The following is a 6,448-nucleotide window of genomic DNA, read 5'->3' as shown; positions in this document are numbered from 1 at the left end:
TTTCCGGCATAAACATGTATTCTCATTACAAAAGGAGCAGAATTATTGTCCTTCCTCGAATATTGGTATTCGCCTTCTAGTCTGATAATGCCATGCAGCGGACCAGAACCTTTTTCAATAACACTTCTCGTTATTATTGCTTTAGATTTATCTAATCCTTCTAAATCTATTAAGTCTAAAAAAGAACCACGGTTAATAACACCTTTGGCGATATTATCTTTATCTGTAAATCCATCTTTATCAATATCTAGTTTAACAGTTTCAAAAAAACCGCCGAAATCCTTTTTGATTTTGAAGTTTAACGGACCTGTGTTTACCTCTGTTGAGGCACCCATAGGTTGTACATTTCTTATCACAACCCGATCACCGATATATGGTTTTCTGATAACATCCTGACCGTATTCTAATGAGTATGATTCACTTTCATCGGCAAAAAAGAATACCCATATCCATTTTATACTACTATTTAAAGGTTGCCAATTGTTTACTTCAGTGATTTGAGATGGGATTTCAACACCATTTTTATTTAAAACTCGGACATGATCCGGAGAATTCAATACTCCATTATTAAATGGGATTCCAATAGTGATTGGTGCTCCTTTCGAGTGTTTTGTGATTTTAAGGGGAATCCGTGTTGCAGCAAAGGAACTTATCGAGGCCAGTAAAAGAAGAAATGATAGGATGAATTTAGAAGGTATCATGCTCATAATGGATATTCTTGTTTATAATGATGACGATAAAAATGATTATTTGTACTGTTTTCAATTTCAAAAAGAATCAAAATTTTAATTTCAAAATCTTTGTTTACCCAATCCTGCCGCACCTAAAAGCGCTTTATTTTCACCTGAACTCGACTTGATAATAATATTTTCAATAACTGGCCTGTAAGGGAAATCCAGCAAGTTACTCATGAGTGATTGTTTGAATAAATGAAATGATTTACTCACAGAACCACCTAGAACGATAATTTCAGGGTCAATTGTTAATAAAACTGCCTTGATAACCATACTTAAATGCTTCCCATAATCAGAGAAGATCTCCATCATTTCTGTGTTTCCATTTTGAGCCTCCAAATAGGCTTGATCGCCAGTAATTTGATGGAAATGCTTAAAATAATTACCACTGCAGTAAAACTCATAGTTATTATCCAAATAGGGAAGCATTCCAAATTCGCCAGCACCACAATTTCTGCCTTCGTAAACTCTGCCATTTAACACCATTCCTGCTGCAACTCCGGTTCCCAGAATTAATCCCACAACATGGTTATACCCCTTCCCGTGACCGTATATTGATTCGCCAACGGCAAAACAATTGGCGTCATTGTTAATGAAGACTGGAATGTTAAAATGCTTTTCAATGATATCTTTTAGGTAGACCTCTTTCCAGGAAGGAATATTTTGAACATCATATACAATTCCTTGTTGGGTATTCACAATTCCGGGCACCCCGATCCCAATTGATTTGGTATCCTGATGGAAAACATTCTCAATACATGCAATAATCTCATCTATTACAACCTTTTCAGTCCCTTTTGAACTGATCTGACCTTCAGCAATTTTTGTAATTTTTTCACCACATACCAGCGCAGAACGTACATTTGTTCCTCCCAGATCGACACCTATTATATGATCAGTCATTATTAAATTTTAATTTTGCTTTTTTAGGCCTTTTAATGTGATCAATTGATTTGTTACAATTGGTTTAGCCCAAAAACCTATGCTTGCTATGTAGATAAGTGGGATGAACATAAACATCATTCCTGTTCTCAGATCTACCATATCACCTAAATAACCAATGATTAGTGGCAAGATCGCTCCACCACAAATGCCTGTTATCAGAATGCCTGATACTGCACCATGATTTTTTTCAATTGAGTTTAAGGCCAGGGAAATTATAATTGACCACATTACAGATGCAAAAAAACCAACCATCGGGAATGCGATAAGTGCAATTTGAGAAGTCCCGAACAGAGCAAAGGCTAAACTTATTATAGCAGATGTAGTGAAAAATATTAAAACCTTCCCACTATCTACGAATTTTAGGAGTAACAGACCTAATAAAGTTCCGATTGTTAAAAGTCCCCAAAATAAAGAAACAGAAGAAGCACCACCTGTTTGAGGATTGATCTGATGATATTTATTTAAAAACTCAGACATGAAATTGGCAACCCCCTGTTCTATACCTACATATGAAAATATGGCGATAAAGTACAAGATAACGGTAGGATTCTTTATAAGTTCAATATTCGTTTTTAAGGCCCCTACTTTCTCATCACTTTTAAGTTCAACCTTTGGAAGTTTTACAAGGCTAATGATGATTACCATGAGCAAGGAAATAATGGCAAATAAGGAATAAAGTGAAATCCAGGGCAATTCTTTAGGGCTTGTATAACCCAAAAGAGTGATAAAAAAATTCTGATCGCTATTTGTGCCAATATTTAAAACAAGGTAAGAATATACTAATGGGCTTAAAAATGAGGCTAAACCAAAAAAGAACTGGCCTAAAACTGAGTTGAAAGCAAAATGCGCTTCACCTCCGCCAACTCTTAATAAGGGATTTATTGCAACCTGAAGCATCGCCATACCTATTCCTATGAAAAATAAAGAAAGCATATAGGTGAAATATCCTGGAACCATGACTAGTAAAAGTGCCCCTAAAAACGAGATGAAGAATGCGATAATCATCACCGTCTTTTCTCCATACATTTCTACTAAAATTCCCGAGGGTATTGACATAATACCATAGGCAATAAAAAAAGCGAAGGGAAGAAACGCTACAGCAGTTAAACTTAAAGAGAAACTCTTAATGATATCCGGCACTAGGGGACCAAGAATATTGGTCAGAAAGGAAATTACAAAAAATATTAAAAATATTAATGCTAAAATCAGTTTACTTCTACTCATAATGAATTTTCTATTTCAAATGTTTGATTCTCTAATAGGTTAGACAGTCAAGTTTTTAGTTTGTACCCATTTCTTTTTAAATAAATGAAAAATAGAAAATTTGAGGTAGTTTAATTTGTCCTAATCTTACGCCTAATGAAATATAATCATTGATGTTTGTAAAAAACAAATGATTAAGATAAAAAAACCGGCAGTTTTCAATTTAAAACTTGAGGGATAGGATTAAATATAGTCAAAAAAGGAATCGAATTTAGTGTCCTTTTATTAAGTGGACTTTAATTATTAACAGGTAAGATTTTCTTAAAAAATGAAAAAAAATGTCCCACTTAAAGTGGTCTTGATTCCATGTTCTTTCTAAGAACTTTTAAGGCCTCATGGACGCAATTTCTAATTGCCTGATATTTCATAGGCAAAACTTCTGCAATTTGTTTGTAGGGCATGCCCTCAAAATAATAAAGATTTACTACTTGTTTTTGCCTTTTGGTAAGATGTTGCAAAGCTTTATCTAAAAGAATGTTTGACTCATTTAAAGAATCATTTTTGATTATCCTTTCTTCAAAACTGCTTTCTGAGGATTCGAAGTCGAGATCAACACCCTTATATGTGCGTTCACTTTTTTTAATGGCATCGAACAAGATTCTGATGTATGCTCTATAGAGATAGCTTTTAATAACCACTGCATCACCCAAAGTATCCCTGTTTTTCCAGATTTTTAAAAATAAATCCTGTAAGCAGTCCTCCACCAATTCTGAGCTTGATGATTTTTTAAGACCGAACCTGTACAACATCATGTAATACCTATAGTAAATAGTTTTTAAAGCGGTTTTATCCCCGCTTTTAAAACTTATCCAAAGTTCTGAATCTGTATAATCCTCAGTAATTTGCATTAAGAAATCATGGATTTGTTTTTATCTTTTTAACAATTCATTAACAAGGTATTAATTATGTTTGAGAAAAAAAAATTATGAGAATAAACACTTTATGCCTAAAGTACCTGTTTTAATGCTGCTCTTTATAGAATTTCAAATAATAACAATCAATTTCTGGGTCTACATTCAACAGACTAAAAAAATCATTATTATTTTCAAAAAATATCCCTTAAAAGTTTTGGCTTCACTTGTCTGTATCAATTTCAGGATATTGCGATTTGCAAAATTAAGATGACCGATATTGTCTGGTCCTGAAATGAGTTTCCACAATTAAACCCGACTTTTCGTAGCATTCAGTATTGATCCCAACAAAGCAAAAGAGCTTTGCCAATCGAAAGATTTTTTAAACTTTAAAAACCTCTTCTTAACATATCGGCGAACTCATTAGGCAAGGGACTATCCTCAATAGCTTTTGCTGCTTTTTCAACATCATATTCAAAGCGGACAAATTCAACATCAATGGCATTTTTATCTAATTTACTAGTCTCAGAATTTAAAGTTAAAATCACATAACATCCCCTCGGATCGACATCTTTCGGTTTGCCTACGGAGCCAATATTAATGGCATGGCGATAGTATTGACCTTCTGACTCAAGCATTGGCAATACCCTATGATATGGTTTATGCGTATGCCCAAAACAGAGGATATCCGCATCAGCATCTTCCAAGATTCGTAATAAGCTTTTCTCTTCACGGTCTTCAAAAAGGTATTCGTTTATCTTTCTCGGACTACCATGAACCAGCATCAGGTTCATCTGGGCATTGTTTAGCTTAAATTCAATTCGTATGTGTGAGGGTAAAGTCCGGAGGTAATTGCGCTCCTTAGGCTTCACCAGATTATTGGTATAAGAAATTGAAATCTTTCCCATATCTTTTTCAGAATCAGTCTTATAAGCACATCCGCATTCATCACTCATCAAACCAACGCCCTCATCATAATTTCCAGCAATAGTGGGAATACCTCTTCTTCTAATCTCATTGATAACCTCATTAGGCCAAACATTGTACCCAACCAAGTCTCCAAGGCAGTAAATAGCATCTACATCATGCTGCTCAATGCTTGCTAAACAAGCCTCTAATGCCGGCAAATTGGCATGTATATCAGAAAATAAGGCGATTTTCATATTTTGTTTTTCTTATAAAATTTATCTCTCAACCAAAAAGCAACGTTCACCAAAATAATTAAGGCAGGTACTTCTACCAACGGACCAATGACTCCTGCAAATGCCTGGCCGCTATTTATTCCGTATACACCAATGGCAACGGCAATAGCCAATTCAAAATTATTGCCAGAAGCTGTAAATGCGATGGAAGTGTTGGTGCTATAATCTGCTCCCATCCTCTTCCCGATCAAAAAGCTGATAAAGAACATCAATGTAAAATATATAATGAGTGGTATGGCAATACGAATCACATCAAATGGGATCTCTACAATTAATTGCCCCTTTAAACTGAACATCAAAACAATGGTAAAAAGTAAAGCTAACAAGGTAATTGGTGAGACTTTAGGGATGAATTTTTCAGTAAACCACTCTTCCCCTTTCAGCTTAATTAAAAAATAACGCGTAAGAAAGCCTGCTAAAAATGGAATACCTAGATAAATACCTACACTTATCGCAATTTCAAGCATGGTAATGGGAACAATAGTACCCGAAAACCCAAATAATGGAGGCAGCACTGTAATAAAAAAATAGGCATAAACGCTGTAAAGTAGTACTTGGAAAATACTGTTTAATGCTACCAAACCTGCCGCATATTCACGATTTCCTTCTGCAAGCTCATTCCACACAATAACCATGGCAATACACCTTGCTAAACCAATTAAGATTAACCCAACCATGTATTCTGGATAATCATGTAGGAAAATCAAAGCCAGAAAAAACATCAAAACAGGACCTATAACCCAATTTAAAAATAAGGATATAGAAAGAACTTTTGTATCCTTAAATACCTCTCCAAGTCGGTTATAACGCACTTTTGTAAATGGCGGGTACATCATTAATATCAAGCCAATAGCTAATGGAATATTGGTTGTCCCCTGCGAAAAGGAATTAATCCAAATGGATGAATCAGGTAAAAAATAACCAATCGAGATTCCTATAGCCATGGCTAAGAAAATCCATAGTGTTAAATATCGATCTAGGAAACCAAGCTTTTTTCTCTGTACTACAGGTGCGCAATTGCTAACTGACATAAATTAATTTTATATCGCAATATTACGATTTATATGTTAATTTTAAATTAACTTTTGTTTAATAATGCAATCGGATTAAGAATGTGATTTCGAGTGCGCAAAAAAGCAATCCCAGTAATACAAGAATACACCAGCCGCGTAATCCAATGTTTGTATGAGAACTCATTATAATTAAATTAAATTCAGAAAAAGCAGGTAAAGTGAGAACGCTAATATCTGTCATTAGCCTAATTCAAGGCTGTTCTGAAGCCAATAAATTAAAAACAACAATAAGCTCGAACAAGGGTTTTGCATTTAAAAAACTAGAAAAATCATTAATAATTCATAGATTTCAAATTTAAAGCCTACAAATGAATCTAAAATTCTGCAAAAGTACTATCCTACTATTTTTATTGCTTTTCCCTTTTCTGGGGTCCGCTCAA

At 34.4% G+C, this 6,448-nt stretch carries 6 protein-coding genes; all 6 read right to left on the bottom strand.

The window, feature by feature from the left end:
* The coding region (locus ACILQF_RS09240) for a hypothetical protein (protein ID WP_395627126.1) at window positions 1-707 on the bottom strand (707 nt) is incomplete at its 3' end.
* Window positions 708-791: 84 nt separating this feature from the next.
* Window positions 792-1,637, bottom strand: coding sequence for an ROK family protein (locus ACILQF_RS09235; protein WP_395627125.1), 846 nt, complete (start codon window positions 1,635-1,637; stop codon window positions 792-794).
* Window positions 1,638-1,646: 9 nt separating this feature from the next.
* Complete coding sequence (locus ACILQF_RS09230; RefSeq protein WP_395627124.1) at window positions 1,647-2,903, bottom strand: MFS transporter; 1,257 nt, start codon at window positions 2,901-2,903, stop codon at window positions 1,647-1,649.
* Between the two features lie 326 nt (window positions 2,904-3,229).
* On the bottom strand, window positions 3,230-3,790 hold the full coding sequence (locus ACILQF_RS09225) for an RNA polymerase sigma factor (protein WP_395627123.1): 561 nt from the start codon (window positions 3,788-3,790) through the stop codon (window positions 3,230-3,232).
* Window positions 3,791-4,182: 392 nt separating this feature from the next.
* Window positions 4,183-4,956 (bottom strand): metallophosphoesterase family protein, encoded by a 774-nt coding sequence (locus ACILQF_RS09220; protein WP_395627122.1) that lies wholly within the window; start codon window positions 4,954-4,956, stop codon window positions 4,183-4,185.
* Window positions 4,953-6,026, bottom strand: a complete 1,074-nt coding sequence (arsB, locus tag ACILQF_RS09215) for an ACR3 family arsenite efflux transporter (protein WP_395627121.1) — start codon at window positions 6,024-6,026, stop codon at window positions 4,953-4,955. Before arsB ends, ACILQF_RS09220 begins: the two co-directional genes overlap by 4 nt.
* Window positions 6,027-6,448 lie beyond the last annotated feature (422 nt).

Source organism: Daejeonella sp. (assembly GCF_044232565.1).
GTDB lineage: Bacteria > Bacteroidota > Bacteroidia > Sphingobacteriales > Sphingobacteriaceae > Daejeonella.
This window is presented reverse-complemented; position numbering and strand designations above follow the sequence as displayed.